Source organism: Streptococcus sp. 116-D4, from assembly GCF_009731465.1.
GTDB lineage: Bacteria > Bacillota > Bacilli > Lactobacillales > Streptococcaceae > Streptococcus > Streptococcus pseudopneumoniae_E.
Genome location: NZ_AP021887.1, coordinates 1 through 25650 on the forward strand (window position 1 = coordinate 1; position 25650 = coordinate 25650).

General features: G+C 38.8%; 18 protein-coding genes, 3 tRNA genes, 3 rRNA genes, 1 other RNA gene and 2 pseudogenes. 26 read left to right on the forward strand and 1 reads right to left on the reverse strand.

Annotation, left to right across the window (positions count from 1 at the left end; genetic code table 11):
- From dnaA to UKS_RS00095, 20 genes are all read left to right on the forward strand, one after another.
- The gene (gene dnaA, locus UKS_RS00005) at positions 1-1362 is read left to right on the forward strand and encodes a chromosomal replication initiator protein DnaA (RefSeq protein WP_156011302.1); all 1362 of its coding nucleotides are present in this window, start codon (positions 1-3) and stop codon (positions 1360-1362) included.
- Between the two features lie 158 nt (positions 1363-1520).
- Entirely contained in the window at positions 1521-2657 is a 1137-nt protein-coding gene (dnaN, locus tag UKS_RS00010) for a DNA polymerase III subunit beta (RefSeq protein ID WP_156011303.1), read from the forward strand.
- Positions 2658-2722: 65 nt separating this feature from the next.
- Entirely contained in the window at positions 2723-2917 is a 195-nt protein-coding gene (locus UKS_RS00015; RefSeq protein WP_000285186.1) for a DUF951 domain-containing protein, read from the forward strand.
- Positions 2918-3206: 289 nt separating this feature from the next.
- Positions 3207-4322 carry a redox-regulated ATPase YchF gene (gene ychF, locus UKS_RS00020; protein ID WP_044789139.1) on the forward strand — a complete coding sequence of 372 codons (1116 nt, stop codon included), beginning with the start codon at positions 3207-3209 and terminating at the stop codon, positions 4320-4322.
- A gap of 70 nt (positions 4323-4392) precedes the next feature.
- The gene (pth, locus tag UKS_RS00025) at positions 4393-4962 is read left to right on the forward strand and encodes an aminoacyl-tRNA hydrolase (protein ID WP_156011304.1); all 570 of its coding nucleotides are present in this window, start codon (positions 4393-4395) and stop codon (positions 4960-4962) included.
- A complete protein-coding gene (gene mfd, locus UKS_RS00030; protein ID WP_156011305.1) occupies positions 4963-8466 on the forward strand; it encodes a transcription-repair coupling factor in 3504 nt (1167 codons plus the stop codon). It begins immediately after the preceding gene.
- A 57-nt stretch (positions 8467-8523) separates the two neighbouring features.
- Entirely contained in the window at positions 8524-8790 is a 267-nt protein-coding gene (locus UKS_RS00035; RefSeq protein ID WP_001234978.1) for an RNA-binding S4 domain-containing protein, read from the forward strand.
- The gene (locus tag UKS_RS00040; protein WP_000041905.1) at positions 8783-9151 is read left to right on the forward strand and encodes a septum formation initiator family protein; all 369 of its coding nucleotides are present in this window, start codon (positions 8783-8785) and stop codon (positions 9149-9151) included. The genes UKS_RS00035 and UKS_RS00040 overlap by 8 nt, the downstream gene beginning before the upstream one ends.
- 4 nt (positions 9152-9155) lie before the next feature.
- Positions 9156-9278 (forward strand): SP_0009 family protein, encoded by a 123-nt coding sequence (locus UKS_RS09905; protein WP_000429334.1) that lies wholly within the window; start codon positions 9156-9158, stop codon positions 9276-9278.
- Positions 9271-10539, forward strand: a complete 1269-nt coding sequence (locus UKS_RS00045) for a serine hydrolase (protein ID WP_156011306.1) — start codon at positions 9271-9273, stop codon at positions 10537-10539. Before UKS_RS09905 ends, UKS_RS00045 begins: the two co-directional genes overlap by 8 nt.
- On the forward strand, positions 10536-11813 hold the full coding sequence (tilS, locus tag UKS_RS00050) for a tRNA lysidine(34) synthetase TilS (protein WP_156011307.1): 1278 nt from the start codon (positions 10536-10538) through the stop codon (positions 11811-11813). Before UKS_RS00045 ends, tilS begins: the two co-directional genes overlap by 4 nt.
- 4 nt (positions 11814-11817) lie before the next feature.
- Positions 11818-12360, forward strand: a complete 543-nt coding sequence (gene hpt / locus UKS_RS00055) for a hypoxanthine phosphoribosyltransferase (protein ID WP_156011308.1) — start codon at positions 11818-11820, stop codon at positions 12358-12360.
- Between the two features lie 15 nt (positions 12361-12375).
- Entirely contained in the window at positions 12376-14334 is a 1959-nt protein-coding gene (ftsH, locus tag UKS_RS00060) for an ATP-dependent zinc metalloprotease FtsH (RefSeq protein ID WP_049496515.1), read from the forward strand.
- Between the two features lie 119 nt (positions 14335-14453).
- Positions 14454-14933 (forward strand): sigma-70 family RNA polymerase sigma factor, encoded by a 480-nt coding sequence (locus tag UKS_RS00065; protein ID WP_156011309.1) that lies wholly within the window; start codon positions 14454-14456, stop codon positions 14931-14933.
- Positions 14934-15026: 93 nt separating this feature from the next.
- A tRNA-Glu gene (locus tag UKS_RS00070) sits at positions 15027-15098 on the forward strand.
- A gap of 242 nt (positions 15099-15340) precedes the next feature.
- Positions 15341-16888 (forward strand): 16S ribosomal RNA (locus tag UKS_RS00075).
- A 51-nt stretch (positions 16889-16939) separates the two neighbouring features.
- A tRNA-Ala gene (locus UKS_RS00080) sits at positions 16940-17012 on the forward strand.
- A gap of 125 nt (positions 17013-17137) precedes the next feature.
- Positions 17138-20039: ribosomal RNA gene (locus UKS_RS00085) — 23S ribosomal RNA — on the forward strand.
- An 80-nt stretch (positions 20040-20119) separates the two neighbouring features.
- Positions 20120-20235 (forward strand): 5S ribosomal RNA (gene rrf, locus UKS_RS00090).
- The 16S, 23S and 5S rRNA genes sit together here with 3 tRNA genes alongside, the layout of an rRNA operon.
- A 5-nt stretch (positions 20236-20240) precedes the next feature.
- Positions 20241-20314, forward strand: a tRNA-Asn gene (locus UKS_RS00095).
- 80 nt (positions 20315-20394) lie between these two features.
- Here the strand turns inward: UKS_RS00095 and UKS_RS00100 are convergent.
- Positions 20395-21759, reverse strand: a pseudogene (locus UKS_RS00100) (transposase).
- A gap of 311 nt (positions 21760-22070) precedes the next feature.
- Between UKS_RS00100 and comW the strand changes: the two are divergent.
- The 6 genes and pseudogenes from comW to UKS_RS00130 all read left to right on the forward strand — a co-directional run bounded on the left by comW (position 22071) and on the right by UKS_RS00130 (position 25638).
- Positions 22071-22307, forward strand: coding sequence for a sigma(X)-activator ComW (comW, locus tag UKS_RS00105; protein WP_156011310.1), 237 nt, complete (start codon positions 22071-22073; stop codon positions 22305-22307).
- A 230-nt stretch (positions 22308-22537) separates the two neighbouring features.
- Positions 22538-23824 (forward strand): adenylosuccinate synthase, encoded by a 1287-nt coding sequence (locus UKS_RS00110; protein WP_004237599.1) that lies wholly within the window; start codon positions 22538-22540, stop codon positions 23822-23824.
- A gap of 199 nt (positions 23825-24023) precedes the next feature.
- Entirely contained in the window at positions 24024-24491 is a 468-nt protein-coding gene (gene tadA / locus UKS_RS00115; RefSeq protein WP_156011311.1) for a tRNA adenosine(34) deaminase TadA, read from the forward strand.
- A 32-nt stretch (positions 24492-24523) separates the two neighbouring features.
- Positions 24524-24621, forward strand: an RNA gene (ffs, locus tag UKS_RS00120) — signal recognition particle sRNA small type.
- Positions 24622-24677: 56 nt separating this feature from the next.
- The gene (locus UKS_RS00125; RefSeq protein WP_156013004.1) at positions 24678-25121 is read left to right on the forward strand and encodes a dUTP diphosphatase; all 444 of its coding nucleotides are present in this window, start codon (positions 24678-24680) and stop codon (positions 25119-25121) included.
- Positions 25072-25638, forward strand: a pseudogene (locus UKS_RS00130) (histidine phosphatase family protein). Before UKS_RS00125 ends, UKS_RS00130 begins: the two are co-directional and overlap by 50 nt.
- The last annotated feature ends 12 nt before the right edge of the window (positions 25639-25650 follow it).

Here is a 25650-nt window from a genome sequence, read left to right on the forward strand (position 1 = left end):
TTGAAAGAAAAACAATTTTGGAATCGTATATTAGAATTTGCTCAAGAAAGACTGACTCGATCCATGTATGATTTCTATGCTATTCAAGCTGAACTCGTCAAGGTAGAGGAAAATGTTGCCACTATATTTTTACCACGCTCTGAAATGGAAATGGTCTGGGAAAAACAACTAAAAGATATTATTGTGGTAGCTGGTTTTGAAATTTATGATGCTGAGATAACTCCTCACTATACTTTCACCAAACCTCAAGATACGGCTGTCAAACAAGTTGAAGAGGCTACAAATTCAACTCTTTATGATTATAGTCCAAAGTTAGCATCCATTCCTTATTCGGATACTGGATTAAAAGAAAAGTATACCTTTGATAATTTTATCCAAGGGGATGGAAATGTTTGGGCAGTATCAGCCGCTTTGGCTGTCTCTGAAGATTTGGCCTTGACCTATAATCCTCTTTTTATCTATGGAGGACCTGGTCTTGGTAAAACTCACTTACTCAATGCCATTGGGAATGAGATTTTGAAAAATATTCCTGATGCGCGTGTGAAGTACATCCCTGCTGAAAGCTTTATCAACGACTTTCTTGAACATCTGAGACTTGGTGAAATGGATAAGTTCAAAAAAACCTACCGTAGCCTCGATCTCTTGTTAATTGATGATATCCAATCGCTGAGTGGAAAAAAAGTTGCAACTCAAGAAGAATTTTTCAATACTTTCAATGTTCTCCATAACAATCAAAAACAAATTGTTCTGACTAGTGATCGTAGCCCTAAACACTTAGAGGGACTTGAGGAAAGACTTGTCACGCGCTTTAGCTGGGGCTTGACGCAAAACATCACACCACCTGACTTTGAGACACGTATTGCCATTTTACAAAGCAAAACAGAGCATTTAGACTACCATTTCCAAAGTGATACCCTAGAATACCTTGCTGGTCAATTTGATTCAAACGTCCGAGAACTTGAAGGAGCAATCAACGACATCACTTTAATTGCCCGTGTAAAAAAAATCAAGGATATCACTATTGATATTGCTGCAGAGGCTATTCGAGCACGTAAACAAGATGTTAGCCAAATGCTCGTTATCCCAATTGATAAAATCCAAACTGAAGTTGGTAACTTTTATGGTGTCAGTGTCAAAGAAATGAAGGGAAGCAGACGCCTTCAAAATATTGTGTTAGCCCGTCAAGTAGCCATGTATTTATCTAGAGAACTAACAGATAATAGTCTTCCAAAAATTGGGAAGGAATTTGGTGGAAAAGATCACACAACAGTCATTCATGCCCATGCCAAAATTAAATCTTTGATTGATGAGGACGATAATTTACGTTTAGAAATTGAATCCATCAAAAAGAAAATTAAATAACTTGTGGATAACTTTTACTTTTTTATCTTTTTTATCCACATTTTTTAAACAAGCCAAAAAACTTGATATGACTTGTTTGAAGTCTGTTTTCCACAGATTTCACAGACTCTATTATTACTATTATCCTTCTAATACTAAAAATAAATAAAGGAGAATCCATGATTCATTTTTCAATTAATAAAAATTTATTTCTACAAGCATTAAATACTACTAAAAGAGCTATTAGTTCTAAAAATGCTATTCCTATTTTATCAACTGTCAAAATTGACGTGACCAATGAAGGTGTTACTTTAATTGGTTCAAATGGTCAAATTTCAATTGAAAATTTTATTTCTCAAAAAAATGAAAATGCTGGTTTGCTAATTAATTCTTTAGGTTCAATCCTTCTTGAAGCTTCTTTCTTTATTAATGTGGTATCTAGTCTACCTGATGTAACTCTTGATTTTAAAGAAATTGAACAAAATCAAATTGTTTTAACCAGCGGTAAATCAGAAATTACTCTAAAAGGAAAAGATAGCGAACAATATCCACGAATCCAAGAAATTTCAGCAAGCACTCCTTTAATACTTGAAACAAAATTACTCAAGAAAATTATCAATGAAACAGCATTTGCTGCAAGTACACAAGAGAGTCGTCCGATTTTAACAGGTGTTCATTTTGTATTGAGTCAACACAAGGAGCTAAAAACAGTGGCAACAGACTCTCATCGTCTAAGCCAGAAAAAATTAACGCTTGAGAAAAATAGTGATGATTTTGATGTCGTGATTCCTAGCCGTTCTCTACGCGAATTTTCAGCGGTATTTACAGATGATATCGAAACTGTAGAGATTTTCTTTGCCAACAATCAAATCCTCTTTAGAAGCGAAAATATTAGCTTCTACACACGTTTGTTAGAAGGAAACTATCCTGATACAGATCGTTTGATTCCAACGGACTTTAACACTACTATCACTTTTGATGTTGTAAACTTACGCCAGTCAATGGAACGTGCTCGTCTTTTATCAAGTGCAACTCAAAATGGTACTGTGAAACTTGAAATTAAAAATGGGATTGTTAGCGCCCATGTTCATTCTCCTGAAGTTGGTAAAGTAAACGAAGAAATCGATACTGAGCAGGTGACTGGAGATGATTTGACTATTAGTTTCAATCCAACTTATTTGATTGATTCCCTTAAGGCTTTAAATAGCGAAAAGGTGACCATTAGCTTTATCTCAGCTGTTCGTCCGTTTACTCTTGTGCCAGCAGATACTGACGAGGACTTCATGCAGCTCATCACCCCAGTTCGTACAAATTAACTTAAAGAGGTTGAGCCTAGCTCGCCTCTTTTATGATATAATCAAAAAAGAAAAAGGAGAGTAGTATGTATCAAGTTGGAAATTTTGTTGAAATGAAAAAGCCACATGCTTGTACCATTAAATCAACTGGTAAAAAAGCCAATCGTTGGGAAATTACGCGTGTAGGGGCAGATATCAAAATTAAATGCAGTAATTGTGACCATGTTGTCATGATGGGACGCTATGATTTTGATCGAAAGATGAATAAAATTATTGACTGATACTCAATGAAAATCAAAGAGCAAACTAGGAAACTAGGAAACTAGCCGCAGGTTGCTCAAAACACTGTTTTGAGGTTGCAGATAGAACTGATGAAGTCAGCTCAAAACACCGTTTTGAGGTTGTGGATAGAACTGACGAAGTCAGTAACCCTACCTACGGCAAGGCGATGTTGACGTGGTTTGAAGAGATTTTCGAAGAGTATGCTAACCCTTAGTTAGAGGGTTAGCAAGTTTTCCCTTTTTGTGTTATAATATTAGGGATTGAAATGAAAACGGAGAATGAGAAAATATGGCTTTAACAGCAGGTATCGTTGGTTTGCCAAACGTTGGTAAATCAACACTATTTAATGCAATTACAAAAGCAGGAGCAGAGGCAGCCAACTACCCATTTGCGACGATTGATCCAAACGTTGGAATGGTTGAGGTTCCTGATGAACGCCTCCAAAAATTGACGGAAATGATTACTCCTAAAAAGACAGTTCCAACAACATTTGAGTTTACAGATATCGCAGGGATTGTAAAAGGAGCTTCAAAGGGAGAAGGGCTAGGTAATAAATTCTTGGCCAATATTCGTGAAGTAGATGCGATTGTTCACGTAGTTCGTGCTTTTGATGATGAAAATGTCATGCGCGAGCAAGGACGTGAAGATGCCTTTGTGGATCCACTTGCAGATATTGATACTATTAATCTGGAATTGATTCTTGCTGACTTAGAATCAGTCAATAAGCGCTATGCGCGTGTAGAAAAGATGGCACGTACGCAAAAAGATAAAGAATCTGTAGCAGAGTTTAATGTTCTTCAAAAGATTAAACCAGTCCTTGAAGATGGAAAATCAGCTCGTACAATCGAGTTTACAGATGAAGAACAAAAAGTAGTTAAAGGTCTTTTCCTTTTGACCACAAAACCAGTTCTTTATGTAGCTAACGTTGATGAGGATGTGGTTTCAGAACCTGACTCTATCGACTATGTCAAACAAATTCGTGAATTCGCAGCGACAGAAAATGCAGAGGTAGTAGTTATTTCTGCGCGTGCTGAGGAAGAAATTTCTGAGTTAGACGATGAGGATAAAGAAGAGTTTCTTGAAGCCATTGGTTTGACAGAATCAGGTGTGGATAAGTTGACTCGTGCAGCTTACCATTTACTTGGACTTGGAACTTACTTCACAGCTGGCGAAAAAGAAGTTCGCGCTTGGACCTTTAAACGTGGTATGAAGGCTCCTCAAGCAGCTGGTATTATCCACTCAGACTTTGAAAAAGGCTTTATTCGTGCAGTAACCATGTCATATGAGGATCTAGTTAAATACGGCTCTGAAAAGGCCGTAAAAGAAGCTGGACGCTTGCGTGAAGAAGGAAAAGAATATATCGTTCAAGATGGCGATATCATGGAATTCCGCTTTAATGTCTAAAAATTTAATGAATAGTGTCAATTAGGTTGGAAAAAAATTCCAACCCTTTTGGCTTTTGAAAGGAAAATAAATGACTAAATTACTTGTAGGATTAGGAAATCCAGGGGATAAATATTTTGAAACAAAACACAATGTTGGTTTTATGTTGATTGACCAACTAGCGAAAAAACAGAATGTCACTTTTACACACGATAAGATATTTCAAGCTGACCTAGCATCCTTTTTCCTAAATGGAGAAAAAATTTATCTGGTCAAACCAACGACCTTTATGAATGAAAGTGGAAAAGCAGTTCATGCTTTATTAACTTACTATGGTTTGGATATTGAAGATTTACTCATCATTTACGATGATCTTGATATGGAAGTTGGAAAGATTCGTCTTCGATCTAAAGGATCAGCAGGTGGTCATAATGGTATCAAGTCTATTATTCAACATATAGGGACTCAGGTCTTTAAACGTGTTAAGATTGGAATTGGAAGACCCAAAAACGGCATGTCAGTTGTTCATCATGTTTTGAGTAAGTTTGACAAGGATGATTATATTGGTATTTTACAGTCTATTGACAAGGTTGACGATTCTGTAAATTACTATTTACAAGAAAAAAATTTTGAGAAAACAATGCAGAGGTATAACGGATAAATGGTGACCTTATTAGATTTATTCTCTGAAAATAATCAGATCAAAAAATGGCATCAAAATTTAACAGATAAGAAAAGACAACTGATACTAGGTTTATCAACGTCTACTAAGGCTCTTGTAATTGCAAGTAGTCTAGAAAAAGAAGATAAGATTGTATTATTAACGTCAACTTATGGAGAAGCAGAAGGACTTGTTAGTGATCTTATATCTATCTTGGGTGAGGAACTGGTCTATCCATTTTTAGTAGATGATGCTCCTATGGTAGAGTTTTTGATGTCTTCACAAGAAAAAATCATTTCACGGGTTGAAGCCTTGCGTTTTTTGACTGATTCATCTAAGAGAGGGATTTTAGTTTGTAATATCGCAGCAAGTCGATTGATTTTACCGTCTCCAAATGTGTTCAAAGATAGTATTGTAAAAATATCAGTGGGTGAAGAGTACGATCAACACGCGCTTATCCATCAGTTAAAGGAAATTGGCTATCGAAAAGTTACACAAGTACAAACTCAAGGCGAATTTAGTTTGCGAGGAGATATTTTAGATATTTTTGAAATATCCCAGTTAGAACCTTGCCGAATTGAGTTTTTTGGTGATGAAATTGATGGTATCAGGTCATTTGAAGTCGAAACACAATTATCGAAAGAAAATCAGACAGAACTCACTATCTTTCCAGCTAGTGATATGCTTTTGAGAGAAAAGGATTATCAACGAGGTCAGTCAGCTTTAGAAAAACAAATTTCAAAAACGTCATCACCTATTTTAAAATCATACTTAGAAGAAATTTTTTCAAGTTTTTACCAAAAACAAGTACATTTAGATTCTCGGAAATTTTTATCTTTGTGTTATGACAAGACATGGACTGTTTTTGACTATATTGAAAAAGATACCCCAATATTCTTTGATGATTATCAAAAATTGATGAATCAGTATGAAGTATTTGAAAGAGAATTAGTTCAATACTTTACAGAAGAATTACAGAATAGTAAAGCATTTTCTGAGATGAAGTATTTTGCTGATACAGAGCAAATCTATAAAAAACAGAGTCCAGTTACCTTTTTCTCTAATCTACAAAAGGGGTTAGGAAATCTCAAGTTTGACCAGATTTATCAATTTAATCAATATCCTATGCAGGAGTTTTTCAATCAATTTTCTTTTCTAAAAGAAGAAATTGAACGATACAAAAAAATGGATTACACTATCATCCTGCAGTCTAGCAATTCAACGGGAAGTAAAACATTAGAGGATGTTTTAGAGGAATACCAGATTAAATTGGATTCCAGAGATAAGTCAAGTATCTGTAAAGAATCTGTAAATTTGATTGAGGGAAATCTCAGACATGGTTTTCATTTTGTAGATGAAAAGATTTTATTGATAACTGAACATGAGATTTTTCAAAAGAAATTGAAACGTCGTTTTCGAAGACAACATGTTTCAAACGCAGAGAGATTAAAAGATTACAATGAACTTGAAAAAGGAGATTACGTTGTTCACCATATTCATGGGATTGGTCAATATCTAGGAATTGAAACAATTGAAATCAAAGGAATTCACCGCGATTATGTAAGTGTTCAGTATCAAAATGGGGATCAAATTTCCATCCCAGTAGAGCAGATTCAGTTACTGTCTAAATATATTTCAAGTGATGGGAAAGCTCCAAAACTCAATAAATTAAATGACGGTCATTTCAAAAAGGCTAAGCAAAAAGTTAAGAATCAGGTAGAGGATATAGCTGACGATTTAATCAAACTTTATTCTGAGCGTAGTCAGTTGAAAGGTTTTGCTTTCTCAGCTGATGATGAAGATCAACATGCTTTTGATGATGCTTTTCCTTATGTTGAAACGGATGATCAACTTCGTAGTATTGAGGAAATCAAGAGTGATATGCAGGCTTCTCAGCCAATGGATCGACTTTTAGTTGGGGATGTTGGATTTGGAAAGACTGAGGTTGCTATGCGTGCAGCCTTTAAGGCAGTCAATGATCACAAACAGGTTGTCGTTCTAGTTCCGACGACGGTTTTAGCACAACAACACTATACAAATTTTAAGGAACGATTCCAAAATTTTGCAGTTAATATTGATGTGTTGAGTCGCTTTAGAAGTAAAAAAGAGCAGGCAGAGACACTTGAAAAATTAAAGAATGGTCAAGTCGATATTTTGATTGGAACACATCGTGTTTTGTCAAAAGATGTTGTGTTTGCTGATTTGGGCTTGATGATTATTGATGAAGAACAGCGATTTGGTGTCAAGCATAAGGAAACCTTGAAAGAACTGAAGAAACAAGTGGATGTCCTAACTTTGACCGCTACGCCGATTCCTCGTACCCTCCATATGTCTATGCTGGGAATCAGAGATTTGTCTGTTATTGAAACTCCCCCAACCAATCGCTATCCTGTTCAAACCTATGTTTTAGAAAAGAATGATAGTGTCATTCGTGATGCTGTCTTGCGTGAAATGGAGCGTGGAGGTCAAATTTACTATCTTTACAACAAAGTTGACACAATTGACCAGAAGGTTTCAGAATTACAGGAGTTGATTCCAGAGGCTTCGATTGGATATGTTCATGGTCGAATGAGTGAAATACAGTTGGAAAATACTCTACTAGACTTTATTGAGGGACAATACGATATCTTGGTGACGACTACCATTATTGAGACAGGGGTGGACATTCCAAATGCTAATACTTTATTTATTGAAAATGCGGACCACATGGGCTTGTCAACCTTGTATCAATTAAGAGGAAGAGTTGGTCGTAGCAATCGCATTGCTTATGCCTATCTCATGTATCGTCCAGAAAAATCAATCAGTGAAGTCTCTGAAAAGAGATTAGAAGCCATCAAAGGATTTACAGAATTGGGCTCGGGATTTAAGATTGCGATGCGAGATCTGTCAATTCGTGGAGCAGGAAATCTCCTAGGAAAATCTCAATCAGGTTTTATTGATTCTGTTGGTTTTGAATTGTATTCACAGTTACTAGAGGAAGCTATCGCTAAACGGAATGGCAATGGGAACACAAGAACCAAAGGAAATGCTGAGTTGATTTTACAAATTGATGCTTATCTTCCTGATACTTATATTTCTGACCAACGACATAAAATTGAAATTTACAAGAAAATTCGTCAAATTGACAATCGTGTCAACTATGAAGAATTACAAGAAGAGTTGATGGACCGCTTTGGAGAATATCCAGATGTAGTAGCATACCTTTTAGAGATTGGTTTGGTCAAGTCATATTTTGACAAGGTCTTTGTAGAACGTGTGGAAAGAAAAGAAAATAAGATTACAGTTCAATTTGAAAAAGTCACTCAACGACTATTCTTGGCTCAAGATTATTTTAAAGCATTATCCGCAACGAACTTAAAAGCAGCCATAGCTGAGAATAAGGGATTAATGGAAGTTGTATTTGATGTCCGAAATAAGAAGGACTATGAAATTTTAGAAGGTCTGCTCATTTTTGGAGAAAGTTTATTAGAGATAAAAGAGTCGAAAGAAGGAAATTTTCTTTAACATTTTTCTTCTATAAAATGGATAAAAATGGTACAATAATAATTTGAGGTAATAAAAATGAGATTAGACAAATATTTAAAAGTATCAAGAATTATCAAGCGTCGTACAGTCGCAAAAGAAGTAGCAGATAAAGGCAGAATCAAGGTAAATGGAATCTTGGCAAAAAGTTCAACGGATTTGAAAGTTAATGACCAAGTTGAAATTCGCTTTGGGAATAAGTTGCTACTTGTCAAAGTACTAGAGATGAAAGATAGTACCAAAAAAGAAGATGCAGCAGGCATGTATGAAATTATCAGTGAAACACGGGTAGAAGAAAATGTCTAAAAATATTGTACAATTGAATAATTCTTTTATTCAAAATGAACACCAACGTCGTCGCTATCTGATGAAGGAACGACAAAAACGGAATCGTTTCATGGGTTGGGTTCTCATTTTGATGATTTTATTGTTCATTTTACCAACTTATAATCTTGCTCAAAGCTATCACCAATTACTCCAAAGACGTCAACAGTTATCAGATTTGCAAACTCAGTATCAAACCTTGAGTGAGGAAAAGGAGAAAGAGACAGCTTTTGCCACAAAGTTGAAGGATGAAGATTACGCTGCTAAATACATGCGTGCAAAATATTATTATTCTAAGAATCGGGAAGCTGTTTATACGATTCCTGACTTGCTCCCAAGGTGATAAAATGGAAAATTTATTAGATGTAATAGAGCAATTTTTGAGTCTATCGGATGAAAAGCTGGAAGAGTTGGCTGATAAAAATCAATTATTGCGTTTACAAGAAGAAAAGGAAAGGAAGAATGCGTAAGTTCTTAATTATTTTGTTGCTACCGAGTTTTTTGACCATTTCAAAAGTCGTTAGCACAGAAAAAGAAGTCGTCTATACTTCAAAAGAAATTTATTACCTTTCACAATCTGACTTTGGTATTTATTTTAGAGAAAAATTAAGTTCTCCAATGGTTTATGGAGAGGTTCCTGTTTATGCGAATGAAGATTTAGTAGTGGAATCTGGAAAATTGACTCCCCAAACAAGTTTTCAAATAACCGAGTGGCGCTTAAATAAACAAGGAATTCCAGTATTTAAGCTATCAAATCATCAATTTATAGCTGCAGACAAACGATTTTTATATGATCAGTCAGAGGTAACTCCAACCATAAAACAAGTATGGTTAGAATCTGATTTTAAACTGTACAATAGTCCTTATGATTTAAAAGAAGTGAAATCATCCTTATCAGCTTATTCGCAAGTTTCAATCGACAAGACTATGTTTGTAGAAGGAAGAGAATTTCTACATATTAATCAGGCTGGATGGATAGCTAAAGAATCAACTGCTGAAGAAGATAATCGGATGAGTAAAGTCCAAGAAATATTATCTGAAAAATATCAGAAGGATTCATTCTCTATTTATGTTAAGCAATTGACTACTGGAAAAGAAGCTGGTATCAATCAAGATGAAAAGATGTATGCAGCTAGTGTTTTGAAACTACCTTATCTCTACTATACGCAAGAAAAAATAAATGAAGGTCTTTATCAGTTAGATACGACTGTAAAATACATATCTGCAGTCAATGATTTTCCAGGTTCTTATAAACCAGAAGGGAGTGGTAGTCTTCCTAAAAAAGAGGATAATAAAGAGTATTCTCTAAAGGATTTAATTACGAAAGTATCAAAAGAATCTGATAATGTAGCTCATAATTTATTGGGATATTACATTTCAAATCAATCTGATGCCACATTCAAGTCTAAGATGTCTGTTATTATGGGAGATGATTGGAATCCAAAAGAAAAATTGATTTCTTCTAAAATGGCTGGGAAAGTCATGGAAGCTATTTATAACCAAAATGGATTTGTATTGGATTCTTTGACTAAAACAGATTTTGATAATGAGAGAATTGCCAAAGGTGTTTCCGTTAAAGTAGCTCATAAAATTGGAGATGCGGATGAATTTAAGCATGATACGGGCGTTGTATATGCAGATTCTCCATTTGTTCTTTCTATTTTCACTAAAAATTCTGATTATGATACGATTTCTAAGATAGCCAAGGATGTTTATGAGGTTCTAAAATGAGGGAGCAAGATTTTTTAAATCATTTTCTCAAGAGAGAATATTTTAAAAAACATACTAAGGTGGTGCTAGCTATTTCTGGTGGATTAGATTCTATGTTTCTATTTAAGGTATTGTCTACCTATAAAAAAGAGTTAGAAATTGAATTGATTCTAGCTCATGTGAATCATAAGCAGAGAGTAGAATCAGATTTGGAAGAAAAAGAATTAAGGAAGTTGGCTGCTGAAGCAGAGCTTCCTATTTATATAAGTAATTTTTCAGGTGAATTTTCAGAAGTGCGAGCTCGAGATTTTCGTTATGATTTTTTTAAAGAGGTCATGAAAAAGACAGGTGCGACAGCCTTAGTCACTGCCCACCATGCTGATGACCATGTGGAAACGATTTTAATGCGTTTAATCCGAGGCACTCGTTTGCGCTATCTATCAGGAATTAAGGAGAAGCAAGTAGTCGGAGAGATAGAAATCATTCGGCCCTTCTTGCATTTTCAGAAAAAAGACTTTCCACCAATTTTTCACTTTGAAGATAGATCAAATCAGGAAAATCATTATTTTCGCAATCGTATTCGAAATTCTTATTTACCAGAATTAGAAAAAGAAAATCCTAGATTTAAAGATGCAATTTTAAGTATCGGCAATGAAATTTTAGATTATGACTTAGCTATAGCTGAATTATCAAAGAATATTAATGTAGAAAATTTAGAGCAGCTATTGTCTTACTCTGAGTCGACACAAAGCGTTTTGCTTCAAACTTATCTGAATCGTTTTCCAGATTTGAATCTTACAAAAGCTCAGTTTGAAGAAGTTAGACAAATTTTAAAAACTAAAAGCCAGTATCGTCATCCACTTAAAAATGGTTATGAATTAGAAAAAGAGTATCAACAGTTTCGGATTTGTAAAATCAGTCCTCAGGCTGATGAAAAGGAATATGAACTTGTGTTACACTATCAAAATCAGGTTACTTATCAAGGATACACATTTTCCTTTGGAATTCCTTTAAAAGGTGAATCAATTCAACAAATACCTGTTTCACGAGAAACATCCATACACATTCGTCATCGAAAAACAGGAGATGTTTTGATTCAAAATGGACATAGAAAAAAACTTAGACGTCTATTTATTGATTTGAAAATTCCTATGGAAAAGCGAAAATCAGCTCTAATTATTGAGCAATTTGGTGAAATTGTATCAATTTTGGGAATTGCGACCAGTAATTTGAGTAAAAACACGAAAAATGATATAATGAACACTGTACTTTATATAGAAAAAATAGATAGGTAAAAAAATGTTAGAAAACGATATTAAAAAAATTCTCGTTTCACAAGATGAAATTACAGAAGCGGCTAAAAAATTAGGTGCTCAATTAACCAAGGACTATGCAGGAAAAAATCCAATCTTAGTTGGGATTTTAAAAGGATCTATTCCTTTTATGGCTGAATTGGTTAAAAATATTGATACACATATTGAAATGGACTTCATGATGGTTTCTAGCTATCATGGTGGAACAGCAAGCAGTGGTGTGATCAATATTAAACAAGATGTGACTCAGGATATCAAAGGAAGACATGTTCTATTTGTAGAAGATATCATTGATACAGGTCAAACTTTGAAGAGTTTGCGAGATATGTTTATTGCAAGAGAAGCAGCTTCTGTTAACATTGCAACTTTGTTGGATAAACCAGAAGGACGTGTGGTAGAAATTAAAGCAGACTATACCTGCTTTACTATCCCAAATGAGTTTGTAGTAGGTTATGGTTTAGACTACAAAGAAAATTATCGTAACCTTCCTTTTGTTGGAGTATTAAAAGAAGAAGTATATTCAAATTAGAAAGAACAATTTTTAATGAAAAAACAAAATAATGGTTTAATTAAAAATCCTTTTCTATGGTTATTACTTATTTTTTTCCTAGTTACAAGTTACCAGTATTTTAGTACAGGTAGTGTTGCAGGAAAAAGTGAGCAAATTAATTATACAGAATTGGTAAAAGAAATTACCGATGACAACGTAAAAGAATTAACCTACCAACCAAATGGCAGTGTTATCGAAGTTTCGGGTGTTTATAAAAATCCTAAAACAAGTAAAGAAGAAACAGGCATTCAGTTCTTCTCTCCTTCTGCTACAACAGTAGAGAAATTTTCAAGCATTATTCTTCCTTCAGACACGACAGTATCTGAATTGCAAAAGCTTGCTTCTGATCATAAAGCGGAAGTAACTATTAAGCATGAAAGTTCAAGTGGTATGTGGATTAATATTCTTGTATCCATTGTGCCATTCGGTATTCTTTTCTTCTTTCTATTTTCTATGATGGGAAATATGGGAGGAAATAATAGCCGTAACCCGATGAGTTTTGGACGTAGTAAGGCTAAAGCTGCAAATAAAGAAGATATTAAAGTAAGATTTTCAGATGTTGCTGGAGCTGAGGAAGAAAAACAAGAACTAGTTGAAGTTGTTGAGTTCTTAAAAGATCCAAAACGATTTACAAAACTTGGAGCCCGTATTCCAGCAGGTGTTCTTTTGGAGGGACCTCCGGGGACAGGTAAGACCTTACTTGCTAAGGCAGTTGCTGGAGAAGCAGGTGTTCCATTCTTTAGTATCTCAGGTTCTGACTTTGTAGAAATGTTTGTCGGAGTTGGAGCTAGTCGTGTTCGTTCTCTTTTTGAAGATGCCAAAAAAGCAGCACCAGCTATCATCTTTATCGATGAAATTGATGCTGTCGGACGTCAACGTGGAGTTGGTCTAGGCGGAGGTAATGACGAACGTGAACAAACATTGAACCAACTCTTGATTGAGATGGATGGTTTTGAGGGAAATGAAGGGATTATCGTCATTGCTGCGACAAACCGTTCAGATGTACTAGACCCTGCCCTTTTACGTCCAGGACGTTTTGATAGAAAAGTATTGGTTGGTCGCCCTGATGTTAAAGGTCGTGAAGCAATCTTGAAAGTTCATGCTAAGAACAAGCCTTTAGCAGAAGATGTTGATTTGAAATTAGTGGCTCAACAAACTCCAGGCTTTGTTGGTGCTGATTTAGAGAATGTATTGAATGAAGCGGCTTTAGTTGCTGCTCGTCGCAATAAATCGATAATTGATGCCTCAGATATTGACGAAGCAGAAGATAGAGTTATTGCTGGACCTTCTAAGAAAGATAAGACAGTTTCACAAAAAGAACGTGAATTGGTTGCCTACCATGAGGCAGGACATACCATTGTTGGTCTAGTCTTGTCGAATGCCCGCGTTGTCCATAAGGTTACAATTGTACCACGTGGCCGTGCAGGTGGATATATGATTGCACTTCCTAAAGAGGATCAAATGCTTCTATCTAAAGAAGATATGAAAGAGCAATTGGCTGGCTTAATGGGGGGACGTGTAGCTGAAGAGATTATCTTTAACGTCCAAACAACTGGAGCATCTAATGACTTTGAACAAGCTACTCAGATGGCGCGTGCAATGGTTACAGAGTATGGTATGAGTGAAAAACTTGGTCCAGTACAATATGAAGGAAATCATGCCATGTTTGGTGCACAAACCCCTCAAAAATCAATTTCAGAACAAACAGCTTATGAAATTGACGAAGAAGTTCGTTCATTGTTGAATCAAGCACGAAACAAAGCTGCTGAAATCATCCAATCAAATCGTGAAACCCACAAGTTGATTGCAGAAGCATTATTGAAATACGAAACACTGGATAGTACACAAATAAAAGCTCTTTACGAAACAGGAAAGATGCCTGAAGCAGTAGAAGAGGAATCTCATGCACTATCCTATGATGAAGTAAGGTCAAAAATGAATGACGAAAAATAACCCAAAGAGAGGCAAGTCCTCTCTTTTTTGTGCAGTTGAGGAGGTAGAGAGAACAGAACAGAGAAAAGAATCCAATTAGCTTCTTTATTTGTTAAACTGTATCTAGAAAGGGGAACGTTATGTTTAAAGAATTGTATAAAGAAGTCCAGGGAATTGTGTATAAGTGTAGAAATGAGTATTACCTTCATTTATGGGAGTTATCGGATTGGGATCAAGAAGGTATGATTTGCTTGCATGAATTGATTAGTAGAGAAGAAGAGCTGACAGAAGATATCCCTCGATTAAGGAAGTACTTCAAAACTAAGTTCCGAAATCGTATTTTAGATTATATCCGTAAGCAGGAAAGTCAAAAACGAAGATATGATAAAGAACCGTATGAAGAAGTTGGTGAGATCAGTCATCGTATCAGTGAGGATGGCCTCTGGCTAGATGACTATTATCTCTTTCATGAAACACTAAGAGATTATAGAAGTAAACAAAATAAAGAGAAACAAGAAGAGTTAGAACGCATCCTCAGGAATGAACGCTTTCGGGGCCGTCAAAGGGTCCTAAGAGACTTACGAATTGTGTTTAAAGATTTTGACATCCGTACCCACTAGAAAGCCATGCAAAAAACTTAAAAAAAGTTTAAAAAAGGTGTTGACAAAGAAAAAAAAGTCGGTATAATAGTAAGAGTTGGAAATAGCAACTCCGGTCCGTTGGTCAAGGGGTTAAGACACCGCCTTTTCACGGCGGTAACACGGGTTCGAATCCCGTACGGACTATGGTATGTTGCGGTTGAAACACTTGATGAAAAAAATTAAAAAAAGTTTCAAAAAAGTGTTGACAAGCGAAAGCGGCTGTGATATACTAATATAGTTGTCGCTTGAGAGAAGCGAGTGACAAAGACCTTTGAAAACTGAACAAGACGAACCAATGTGCAGGGCACTACAACTGAGGTTGTAGTACTGAACAATGAAAAAAACAATAAATCTGTCAGTGACAGAAATGAGTGAGAACTCAAACTTTTAATGAGAGTTTGATCCTGGCTCAGGACGAACGCTGGCGGCGTGCCTAATACATGCAAGTAGAACGCTGAAGGAGGAGCTTGCTCTTTCCGGATGAGTTGCGAACGGGTGAGTAACGCGTAGGTAACCTGCCTGGTAGTGGGGGATAACTATTGGAAACGATAGCTAATACCGCATAATAGTAGATGTTGCATGACATTTGCTTAAAAGGTGCAATTGCATCACTACCAGATGGACCTGCGTTGTATTAGCTAGTTGGTGAGGTAACGGCTCACCAAGGCAACGATACATAGCCGACCTGAGAGGGTGATCGGCCACACTGGGACTGAGACACGGCCCAGACTCCTACGGGAGGCAGCAGTAGGGAATCTTCGGCAATGGACGGAAGTCTGACCGAGCAACGCCGCGTGAGTGAAGAAGGTTTTCGGATCGTAAAGCTCTGTTGTAAGAGAAGAACGAGTGTGAGAGTGGAAAGTTCACACTGTGACGGTATCTTACCAGAAAGGGACGGCTAACTACGTGCCAGCAGCCGCGGTAATACGTAGGTCCCGAGCGTTGTCCGGATTTATTGGGCGTAAAGCGAGCGCAGGCGGTTAGATAAGTCTGAAGTTAAAGGCTGTGGCTTAACCATAGTACGCTTTGGAAACTGTTTAACTTGAGTGCAAGAGGGGAGAGTGGAATTCCATGTGTAGCGGTGAAATGCGTAGATATATGGAGGAACACCGGTGGCGAAAGCGGCTCTCTGGCTTGTAACTGACGCTGAGGCTCGAAAGCGTGGGGAGCAAACAGGATTAGATACCCTGGTAGTCCACGCCGTAAACGATGAGTGCTAGGTGTTAGACCCTTTCCGGGGTTTAGTGCCGTAGCTAACGCATTAAGCACTCCGCCTGGGGAGTACGACCGCAAGGTTGAAACTCAAAGGAATTGACGGGGGCCCGCACAAGCGGTGGAGCATGTGGTTTAATTCGAAGCAACGCGAAGAACCTTACCAGGTCTTGACATCCCTCTGACCGCTCTAGAGATAGAGTTTTCCTTCGGGACAGAGGTGACAGGTGGTGCATGGTTGTCGTCAGCTCGTGTCGTGAGATGTTGGGTTAAGTCCCGCAACGAGCGCAACCCTTATTGTTAGTTGCCATCATTCAGTTGGGCACTCTAACGAGACTGCCGGTAATAAACCGGAGGAAGGTGGGGATGACGTCAAATCAGCATGCCCCTTATGACCTGGGCTACACACGTGCTACAATGGCTGGTACAACGAGTCGCAAGCCGGTGACGGCAAGCTAATCTCTTAAAGCCAGTCTCAGTTCGGATTGTAGGCTGCAACTCGCCTACATGAAGTCGGAATCGCTAGTAATCGCGGATCAGCACGCCGCGGTGAATACGTTCCCGGGCCTTGTACACACCGCCCGTCACACCACGAGAGTTTGTAACACCCGAAGTCGGTGAGGTAACCTTTTAGGAGCCAGCCGCCTAAGGTGGGATAGATGATTGGGGTGAAGTCGTAACAAGGTAGCCGTATCGGAAGGTGCGGCTGGATCACCTCCTTTCTAAGGATAAGGAACTGCGCATTGGTCTTGTTTAGTCTTGAGAGGTCTTGTGGGGCCTTAGCTCAGCTGGGAGAGCGCCTGCTTTGCACGCAGGAGGTCAGCGGTTCGATCCCGCTAGGCTCCATTGGTGAGAGATCACCAAGTAATGCACATTGAAAATTGAATATCTATATCAAATAGTAACAAGAAAATAAACCGAAAACGCTGTAGTATTAATAAAGAGTTTATGACTGAAAGGTCAAAAAATAAGGTTAAGTTAATAAGGGCGCACGGTGGATGCCTTGGCACTAGGAGCCGAAGAAGGACGTGACAAACGACGATATGCCTTGGGTAGCTGTAAGTAAGCGATGATCCAGGGATTTCCGAATGGGGGAACCCAACAGGTACTACCTGTTACCCATATCTGTTAAGGATGTGAGGAGGAAGACGCAGTGAACTGAAACATCTAAGTAGCTGCAGGAAGAGAAAGCAAAAGCGATTGCCTTAGTAGCGGCGAGCGAAACGGCAGGAGGGCAAACCGAAGAGTTTACTCTTCGGGGTTGTAGGACTGCAATGTGGACTCAAGGACTATAGAAGAATGATTTGGGAAGATCAGCCAGAGAGAGTAATAGCCTCGTAATTAAAATAGTCTTTGTGCCTAGCAGTATCCTGAGTACGGCGGGACACGCGAAATCCCGTCGGAATCTGGGAGGACCATCTCCCAACCCTAAATACTCCCTAGTGACCGATAGTGAACCAGTACCGTGAGGGAAAGGTGAAAAGCACCCCGGGAGGGGAGTGAAATAGAACCTGAAACCGTGTGCCTACAACAAGTTCGAGCCCGTTAATGGGTGAGAGCGTGCCTTTTGTAGAATGAACCGGCGAGTTACGTTATGATGCGAGGTTAAGTTGAAGAGACGGAGCCGTAGGGAAACCGAGTCTGAATAGGGCGAATTAGTATCATGACGTAGACCCGAAACCATGTGACCTACCCATGAGCAGGTTGAAGGTGCGGTAAGACGCACTGGAGGACCGAACCAGGGCACGTTGAAAAGTGCTTGGATGACTTGTGGGTAGCGGAGAAATTCCAAACGAACTTGGAGATAGCTGGTTCTCTCCGAAATAGCTTTAGGGCTAGCGTCGACATTAGAGATTCTTGGAGGTAGAGCACTGTTTGGGTGAGGGGTCCATCCCGGATTACCAATCTCAGATAAACTCCGAATGCCAATGAATTATGGTCGGCAGTCAGACTGCGAGTGCTAAGATCCGTAGTCGAAAGGGAAACAGCCCAGACCACCAGCTAAGGTCCCAAAATAATTGTTAAGTGGAAAAGGATGTGGGGTTGCACAGACAACTAGGATGTTAGCTTAGAAGCAGCTATTCATTCAAAGAGTGCGTAATAGCTCACTAGTCGAGTGACCCTGCGCCGAAAATGTACCGGGGCTAAAACAATTTACCGAAGCTGTGGATACCTTTTATAGGTATGGTAGGAGAGCGTTCTATGTGTGAAGAAGGTATACCGTGAGGAGTGCTGGAACGCATAGAAGTGAGAATGCCGGTATGAGTAGCGAAAGACAGGTGAGAATCCTGTCCACCGTAAGACTAAGGTTTCCAGGGGAAGGCTCGTCCGCCCTGGGTTAGTCGGGACCTAAGGAGAGACCGAAAGGTGTATCCGATGGACAACAGGTTGATATTCCTGTACTAGAGTATGTAGTGATGGAGGGACGCAGTAGGCTAACTAAAGCAGACGAATGGAAGAGTCTGTCTAAGCAGTGAGGTGTGATATGAGTCAAATGCTTATATCTATAACATTGAGCTGTGATGGGGAGCGAAGTTTAGTAGCGAAGTTAGTGACGTCACACTGCCAAGAAAAGCTTCTAGCGTTTAAACATACTCTACCCGTACCGCAAACCGACACAGGTAGTCGAGGCGAGTAGCCTCAGGTGAGCGAGAGAACTCTCGTTAAGGAACTCGGCAAAATGACCCCGTAACTTCGGGAGAAGGGGTGCTGACATATGTCAGCCGCAGTGAATAGGCCCAAGCAACTGTTTATCAAAAACACAGCTCTCTGCTAAATCGTAAGATGATGTATAGGGGGTGACGCCTGCCCGGTGCTGGAAGGTTAAGAGGAGTGCTTAGCGTAAGCGAAGGTATGAATTGAAGCCCCAGTAAACGGCGGCCGTAACTATAACGGTCCTAAGGTAGCGAAATTCCTTGTCGGGTAAGTTCCGACCCGCACGAAAGGCGTAATGATTTGGGCACTGTCTCAACGAGAGACTCGGTGAAATTTTAGTACCTGTGAAGATGCAGGTTACCCGCGACAGGACGGAAAGACCCCATGGAGCTTTACTGCAGTTTGATATTGAGTGTCTGTACCACATGTACAGGATAGGTAGGAGTCTAAGAGATCGGGACGCCAGTTTCGAAGGAGACGTTGTTGGGATACTACCCTTGTGTTATGGCCACTCTAACCCAGATAGGTGATCCCTATCGGAGACAGTGTCTGACGGGCAGTTTGACTGGGGCGGTCGCCTCCTAAAAGGTAACGGAGGCGCCCAAAGGTTCCCTCAGAATGGTTGGAAATCATTCGCAGAGTGTAAAGGTATAAGGGAGCTTGACTGCGAGAGCTACAACTCGAGCAGGGACGAAAGTCGGGCTTAGTGATCCGGTGGTTCCGTATGGAAGGGCCATCGCTCAACGGATAAAAGCTACCCTGGGGATAACAGGCTTATCTCCCCCAAGAGTTCACATCGACGGGGAGGTTTGGCACCTCGATGTCGGCTCGTCGCATCCTGGGGCTGTAGTCGGTCCCAAGGGTTGGGCTGTTCGCCCATTAAAGCGGCACGCGAGCTGGGTTCAGAACGTCGTGAGACAGTTCGGTCCCTATCCGTCGCGGGCGTAGGAAATTTGAGAGGATCTGCTCCTAGTACGAGAGGACCAGAGTGGACTTACCGCTGGTGTACCAGTTGTCTTGCCAAAGGCATCGCTGGGTAGCTATGTAGGGAAGGGATAAACGCTGAAAGCATCTAAGTGTGAAACCCACCTCAAGATGAGATTTCCCATGATTTTATATCAGTAAGAGCCCTGAGAGATGATCAGGTAGATAGGTTAGAAGTGGAAGTGTGGCGACACATGTAGCGGACTAATACTAATAGCTCGAGGACTTATCCAAAGTAACTGAGAATACAAAGCGTAATTATTTTTAAGTGAAATTTGAATAGATATTCAATTTTGAGTAGGTATTACTCAGAGTTAAGTGACGATAGCCTAGGAGATACACCTGTACCCATGCCGAACACAGAAGTTAAGCCCTAGAACGCCGGAAGTAGTTGGGGGTTGCCCCCTGTGAGATAAGGAAGTCGCTTAGCTTTTATCCGCCATAGCTCAGTTGGTAGTAGCGCATGACTGTTAATCATGATGTCGTAGGTTCGAGTCCTACTGGCGGAGTAGTTAATTTGAGGAGGGTTAGACCTCTTTTTTTATGTAATTAATAAGGCTCTTTGTCAACTGTAGTGGGTTGAAGTCAGCTAAGATCGAGAAAGGACGAATTTCGTCCTTTCTTTTTTGATGTTCAGAGCGATAAAAATTCGTTTTTTAAAGTTTTCAAAGTTCAGAAATCCAAAGGCATTTCGTTTGATAAGTTTGATGAGATTATTGGTTGCTTCCATTTTTGCGTTGGAATAAGGTAATTGAAGAGCGTTGATGATTTTCTCTTTGTTCTTTAGAAAGGTTTTAAAGACAGTCTGAAAAATAGGATGAATCTGCTTCAGATTGTCCTCAATGAATCCAAAAAATTTCTCAGACTCTTTATTCTGAAAGTGAAAAAGCAAGAGTTGACAGAGTTCATAGTGGTGTTTTAAGTCTTCTGAATAGCTCAAAAACTTGTCTAGAATCTCTATATTGGTCAAGTGCATACGAAAAGTAGGGCGATAAAAACGTTTATCGTTCAATTTACGACTATCCTGTTGGATGAGTTTCCAGTAGCGCTTGATAGCCTTGTATTCATGAGATTTTCGTTCAAACTGATTCATGATTTGAACACGTATACGACTCATGGCACAGCTGAGATGTTGGAGTAAAACAGTCCAGTGGACTGTTTTAGCCTGAGTTTAGAAATAGAATAACGAAGGGTGAAAGCAACCAAGTACAATTTTAGTATTCGTGAGTGAAATAGTCTGGGAGACTGTTTCAGCCTGAGCCTAGAAATTTGAAAGCAAAGCTGTCTAGCAAAGTCATAGTATGGGCTAAACATATCCATCGTAATGATTTTCACCTGACAACGAACGGCTCTATCGTATCGAAGAAAGTGATTTCGGATGATAGCTTGTGTTCTGCCTTCAAGAACAGTGATAATATTAAGATTATCAAAATCTTGCGCAATGAAACTCATCTTCATCTCCCGATTGAAACAGTCACTCCCCTGACTGTTTCAACGTCCCAGGGCATAGTTTCAGGAAGACGAGAAAGATCATGCTTAAAACGGAAGTCATTGAGTTTGCGAATGACAGTTGATGTTGGAATGACCAATATCAGTCATAGAAGATTTTCAATTAACTTTTGAGCAATTTTTTGGTTGATGATACGAGGGATTTGATGATTCTTCTTGACGAGAGAAGTCTCAGCAACCATCATTTTCAAGCAATGATTGCACTTGAATCGACGCTTTTTAAGGAGAATTCTAGTAGGCATACCAGTCGTTTCAAGATCAGGAATTTTCGACGGTTTTTGAAAGTCGTATTTCTTCATTTGACTTTCACAATCAGGGCAAGATGGAGCTTCATAGTCCAATTTAGCGATGATTTCCTTGTGGTATCCATATTGATGATATCTAGAATCTTGATGTTTGGGTCTCTAATATCGAGCAGTTTTATGATAAAATGTAATTGTTCCATATGAATCTTTCTAATGAGTTGTTTTGTCGCTTTTCATTATAGGTCATATGGGACTTTTTTTCTACACAAAAATAGGCTCCATAAGATCCATAGGGGATTTACCCACTACAAATATTATAGAGCCAAAGTTTTAAGGCGGTTTTAGGACTTTAATCGTTTGAAATTTAGGTAGTAAATTTATTCCTATTCTGTCACCTTTTGTCTATTTGTTATCTTTTTGAGGTTGATATTTGAGCAATTCAGGATTTGATAATAACTGTTTATAATTTTTTGTTAGAATAAGGTCATAAAAAGAAAAGGAGTATATACTTATGCTACAAAGTATTTATAATCAGATGACAGATTTCTATAACAGTATTGAAGAAGAGTATGGTACGTTCTTCGGAGATCATTTTGACTGGGAACATGTTCATTTTAAATTTTTGATTTATTATCTTTTCCGATATAGCATTGGAAATCATCGGGATTTTATTGTTTATCATTATCGTGTTGCTTATCGTTTGTATCTTGAAAAATTGATAATGAAACAAGGTTTTGTTGCTTGTTGAGACAGCATGAGTTAATTTCCGAACAAATTTAACTTTTTGTGGGAAAATAATGATAAATAGCCGGAATTTTTTCTAAAACATTTTTTAATAGTTGGAAATAGCAACTCTTTCTATTGTTTCTTCTTGATAAAAAGGCAATTTTTTCTTATAATAAATTGTAAGATATAATTGCAGGTGAGAGTCCTGCCATGTATGTGAGAAAGGAAGAGCCTGAGGGCTCAGACAAAATTATGACTTCAGTTGTTGTTGTAGGTACCCAATGGGGTGATGAAGGTAAAGGGAAGATTACTGACTTCCTTTCAGCGAATGCAGAAGTGATTGCACGTTACCAAGGTGGTGATAATGCAGGTCACACGATTGTGATTGATGGTAAGAAATTTAAGTTGCACTTGATTCCATCTGGGATTTTCTTCCCTGAAAAAATCTCTGTTATTGGGAATGGTATGGTTGTAAATCCTAAATCTCTTGTGAAAGAGTTGAGCTATCTTCATGAGGAAGGTGTTACAACTGATAACTTGCGTATTTCTGATCGTGCGCATGTTATTTTGCCTTATCATATCGAGTTGGATCGCTTGCAAGAAGAAGCTAAGGGCGACAATAAGATTGGTACTACAATTAAGGGAATTGGTCCAGCTTATATGGACAAGGCTGCTCGTGTTGGGATTCGTATCGCAGATCTTTTGGATAAAGATATTTTCCGTGAACGTTTAGAACGTAACCTTGCTGAAAAGAATCGTCTTTTTGAAAAATTGTATGACAGTAAAGCGATTGATTTCGATGATATTTTTGAAGAGTATTACGAATATGGTCAACAAATCAAGAAGTATGTGACAGATACATCTGTCATTTTGAACGATGCGCTTGATAACGGTAAACGTGTGCTTTTTGAAGGTGCACAAGGAGTTATGCTAGATATCGACCAAGGTACATATCCATTTGTTACGTCATCAAACCCTGTGGCTGGTGGTGTGACAATTGGTTCAGGTGTTGGTCCAAGCAAGATTGACAAGGTTGTAGGTGTATGTAAAGCTTACACAAGTCGTGTAGGAGACGGTCCATTCCCAACTGAGTTGTTTGATGAAGTGGGAGAACGCATCCGTGAAGTAGGTCATGAGTATGGTACAACTACAGGTCGTCCACGTCGTGTGGGTTGGTTTGACTCAGTTGTGATGCGTCACAGTCGTCGTGTTTCTGGTATCACTAACCTTTCACTGAACTCTATCGATGTTTTGAGCGGTTTGGATACTGTGAAAATCTGTGTGGCTTACGATCTTGATGGTCAACGTATCGACTACTATCCAGCTAGTCTTGAGCAATTGAAACGTTGCAAGCCTATCTATGAAGAGTTGCCAGGTTGGTCAGAAGATATTACTGGAGTTCGTAATTTGGAAGATCTTCCTGAGAATGCGCGTAACTATGTTCGTCGTGTGAGTGAATTGGTTGGCGTTCGTATTTCTACTTTCTCAGTAGGTCCTGGTCGTGAACAAACAAATATTTTAGAAAGTGTTTGGTCCTAAGAGATTTTTAAGATTTGTTTAAGATAGGTCGGGTATACTATAGACAGTTACAAGAAGACCTCCTAACTTGTTGTAACAAATATCCTAAACTTTTCTTTTTCATAATAATCTCCCTATAAAGTCACCGCATTCGGTGGCTTTTTTTGTGTAGGGAATCATGATATAATAATAAAATCGACAAGTAGAAAAAGGGAAATTGATGAATTATACAGTTGAAGAAAAAGAAGACTTTATGAGGGAAGCTTTGAGAGAGGCTGAGATTGCTCTTGAACACGATGAAATTCCAATTGGTTGTGTGATTGTTAAGGACGGAGAAATCATTGGTCGTGGGCATAATGCGCGTGAGGAGTTGCAACGAGCGGTTATGCATGCGGAGATTATGGCCATAGAGGATGCGAACCTGAGTGAGAAGAGCTGGCGCTTGCTGGATTGCACGCTTTTTGTGACCATTGAGCCGTGTGTCATGTGTAGTGGTGCGATTGGACTCTCCCGTATTCCAAACGTGGTCTATGGGGCTAAAAACCAGAAATTTGGCGCTGCTGGGAGTTTGTATGATATCTTGACAGATGAGCGTCTCAATCATCGTGTGGAGGTTGAAACGGGAATTTTGGAAGATGAATGCGCAGCTATTATGCAGGACTTTTTTAGAAATAGACGGAAAAAATAATTTTGCTTTTAAAATGAATAGGAATGTGATATAATAAATAGTGGAGCAACAGTTCTGCGTGAAGCGGGTCAGGGGAGGAATCCAGCAGCCCTAAGCGATTTGAATTGTGTGCTCTTTTTTTCGTGCTTTTTCCGAATAAATAAGATAGAATAATCTAGAATAAATGATAATAGAAAAGAGAAGATGATGAAAATTCGTGGTTTTGAATTGGTTTCTAGTTTTACAGATGAAAATTTATTGCCCAAGCGTGAGACAGCTCATGCGGCTGGTTACGACTTAAAGGTTGCTGTGCGTACGGTTATTGCGCCAGGAGAGATTGTCTTGGTTCCGACAGGAGTTAAGGCTTATATGCAACCGACTGAGGTTCTTTACCTCTATGATCGCTCTTCAAACCCTCGTAAAAAGGGCTTGGTTTTAATTAATTCAGTTGGGATCATTGATGGGGATTATTATGGAAATCCCGGGAATGAAGGGCATATTTTTGCTCAGATGAAGAATATTACAGATCAAGAGGTTGTTCTTGAAGTTGGGGAACGTGTGGTTCAGGCTGTCTTTGCACCTTTCTTAATTGCAGATGGAGATGCAGCTGACGGCGTGCGGACTGGTGGATTTGGATCGACTGGGCACTAGAATGAAGATTATCTTTGTACGTCACGGGGAGCCAGATTATCGTGAGTTAGAGGAGCGTTCTTATACGGGATTTGGGATAGATTTGGCACCCTTGTCTGAGAAGGGACGGTAGCAAGCCCAGGAACTGAGAAAAAATCCTTTACTACCTTCAGCTGAAATAATCATATCTTCTGCAGTCACAAGAGCTTTAGAAACGGCTTCTTATGTGGCTTGTGTTACTGGACTTCCTTTGAGAGTGGAACCATTATTGCATGAATGGCAGGTCTATGAAAGTGGCACAGATAATTTTGAAAAAACTCGTGCTATGTTTCTAGAAAATAAGGGAGAGTTACTTCCTAATAGTCCTATTCAATATGAGACAGCTGAAGAGATGAAGTCTCGGTTTCTAGAATGCATGGGAAAGTATCGAGATTACCAGACCGTGATAGTGGTAGCTCACAACATGCTCATGCGCCAGTTTGTGCCAAATGAGAAGATTGATTTTTGCCAAGTGATTGAGTGTGAGTTAGAGATATAGAAAGAGGTTTGT

Bases quoted from the DNA above. Each gene is read 5' to 3' on its own strand.
- dnaN (WP_156011303.1), top strand. From the start codon at position 1,521: ATGATTCATTTTTCAATTAATAAAAATTTATTTCTACAAGCATTAAAT.
- UKS_RS00015 (WP_000285186.1), top strand. From the start codon at position 2,723: ATGTATCAAGTTGGAAATTTTGTTGAAATGAAAAAGCCACATGCTTGT.
- ychF (WP_044789139.1), top strand. From the start codon at position 3,207: ATGGCTTTAACAGCAGGTATCGTTGGTTTGCCAAACGTTGGTAAATCA.
- pth (WP_156011304.1), top strand. From the start codon at position 4,393: ATGACTAAATTACTTGTAGGATTAGGAAATCCAGGGGATAAATATTTT.
- mfd (WP_156011305.1), top strand. From the start codon at position 4,963: ATGGTGACCTTATTAGATTTATTCTCTGAAAATAATCAGATCAAAAAA.
- UKS_RS00035 (WP_001234978.1), top strand. From the start codon at position 8,524: ATGAGATTAGACAAATATTTAAAAGTATCAAGAATTATCAAGCGTCGT.
- UKS_RS00040 (WP_000041905.1), top strand. From the start codon at position 8,783: ATGTCTAAAAATATTGTACAATTGAATAATTCTTTTATTCAAAATGAA.
- UKS_RS09905 (WP_000429334.1), top strand. From the start codon at position 9,156: ATGGAAAATTTATTAGATGTAATAGAGCAATTTTTGAGTCTATCGGAT.
- UKS_RS00045 (WP_156011306.1), top strand. From the start codon at position 9,271: ATGCGTAAGTTCTTAATTATTTTGTTGCTACCGAGTTTTTTGACCATT.
- tilS (WP_156011307.1), top strand. From the start codon at position 10,536: ATGAGGGAGCAAGATTTTTTAAATCATTTTCTCAAGAGAGAATATTTT.
- hpt (WP_156011308.1), top strand. From the start codon at position 11,818: ATGTTAGAAAACGATATTAAAAAAATTCTCGTTTCACAAGATGAAATT.
- ftsH (WP_049496515.1), top strand. From the start codon at position 12,376: ATGAAAAAACAAAATAATGGTTTAATTAAAAATCCTTTTCTATGGTTA.
- UKS_RS00065 (WP_156011309.1), top strand. From the start codon at position 14,454: ATGTTTAAAGAATTGTATAAAGAAGTCCAGGGAATTGTGTATAAGTGT.
- comW (WP_156011310.1), top strand. From the start codon at position 22,071: ATGCTACAAAGTATTTATAATCAGATGACAGATTTCTATAACAGTATT.
- UKS_RS00110 (WP_004237599.1), top strand. From the start codon at position 22,538: ATGACTTCAGTTGTTGTTGTAGGTACCCAATGGGGTGATGAAGGTAAA.
- tadA (WP_156011311.1), top strand. From the start codon at position 24,024: ATGAATTATACAGTTGAAGAAAAAGAAGACTTTATGAGGGAAGCTTTG.
- UKS_RS00125 (WP_156013004.1), top strand. From the start codon at position 24,678: ATGAAAATTCGTGGTTTTGAATTGGTTTCTAGTTTTACAGATGAAAAT.